1 rRNA gene is annotated in these 1691 nt (G+C 50.3%); it reads right to left on the reverse strand.

The features are described from left to right. Positions 1–22: 22 nt before the first annotated feature. Positions 23–1691, reverse strand: a 23S ribosomal RNA gene (locus tag BKK48_RS09010); the annotation flags it as partial.

Consider the following 1691-nt stretch of genomic DNA (forward strand, 5'->3'; position numbering starts at 1 on the left):
CCCAAAAACACTTGAGCGTTGTATAGTTAAGCCTCTCGGGCAATTAGTATGGGTTAGCTCAATATATCACTACACTTACACACCCCACCTATCTACGTCTTAGTCTTAAACAACCCTTACACACTTTCATGTGGGAGAACTCATCTTAAGGCAAGTTTCGTGCTTAGATGCTTTCAGCACTTATCTCTTCCGCACTTAGCTACTCGGCAATGCATCTGGCGATACAACCGAAACACCAGTGGTGCGTCCACTCCGGTCCTCTCGTACTAGGAGCAGCCCCTCTCAATTCTCCTACGCCCACGGCAGATAGGGACCGAACTGTCTCACGACGTTCTAAACCCAGCTCGCGTACCACTTTAAATGGCGAACAGCCATACCCTTGGGACCTACTTCAGCCCCAGGATGTGATGAGCCGACATCGAGGTGCCAAACACCGCCGTCGATATGAACTCTTGGGCGGTATCAGCCTGTTATCCCCGGAGTACCTTTTATCCGTTGAGCGATGGCCCTTCCATTCAGAACCACCGGATCACTATGACCTACTTTCGTACCTGCTCGACTTGTCTGTCTCGCAGTTAAGCTTGCTTATACCATTGCACTAACCTCACGATGTCCGACCGTGATTAGCAAACCTTCGTGCTCCTCCGTTACGCTTTGGGAGGAGACCGCCCCAGTCAAACTACCCACCAGACACTGTCCGAGACCGCGTTTCGCAATCTTCGTTAGAACATCAAACGTTAAAGGGTGGTATTTCAAGGACGACTCCATGCAAACTGGCGTTCACACTTCAAAGTCTCCCACCTATCCTACACATCAAAATTCAATGTTCAGTGTCAAGCTATAGTAAAGGTTCACGGGGTCTTTCCGTCTAGCCGCGGGTACACCGCATCTTCACGGCGATTTCAATTTCACTGAGTCTCGGGTGGAGACAGCCTGGCCATCATTATGCCATTCGTGCAGGTCGGAACTTACCCGACAAGGAATTTCGCTACCTTAGGACCGTTATAGTTACGGCCGCCGTTTACTGGGGCTTCGATCAGGAGCTTCTCTTTCGATTACACCATCAATTAACCTTCCAGCACCGGGCAGGCATCACACCCTATACGTCCACTTTCGTGTTTGCAGAGTGCTGTGTTTTTAATAAACAGTTGCAGCCAGCTGGTATCTTCGACCGGTTCACCCTTCACGTGCAAGACGCTACAAGCTACGCCGGCGCACCTTCTCCCGAAGTTACGGTGCTATTTTGCCTAGTTCCTTCACCCGAGTTCTCTCAAGCGCCTGAGTATTCTCTACCTGACCACCTGTGTCGGTTTTCAGTACGGTTTAGTAAAGCCTGAAGCTTAGTGGCTTTTCCTGGAAGTGTGGTATCAGTTACTTCAGCACCTTAGTGCCTCGTCATCATCTCTCAGTGTTTCATAGGAGCCCGGATTTGCCTAAGCTCCCCACCTACTAACTTAAACGTACACATCCAACAGTACGCTAACCTAACCTGCTCCGTCCCCACATCGCAGCTTTACCAAGTACGGGAATATTAACCCGTTTCCCATCGACTACGCTTTTCAGCCTCGCCTTAGGGGCCGACTCACCCTGCCCCGATTAACGTTGGACAGGAAACCTTGGTCTTCCGGCGAACGGGTTTTTCACCCGTTTTATCGTTACTTATGTCAGCATTCGCACTTGTGATACGTCCA

The organism is Rodentibacter heidelbergensis (genome assembly GCF_002000125.1).
Lineage (GTDB): Bacteria > Pseudomonadota > Gammaproteobacteria > Enterobacterales > Pasteurellaceae > Rodentibacter > Rodentibacter heidelbergensis.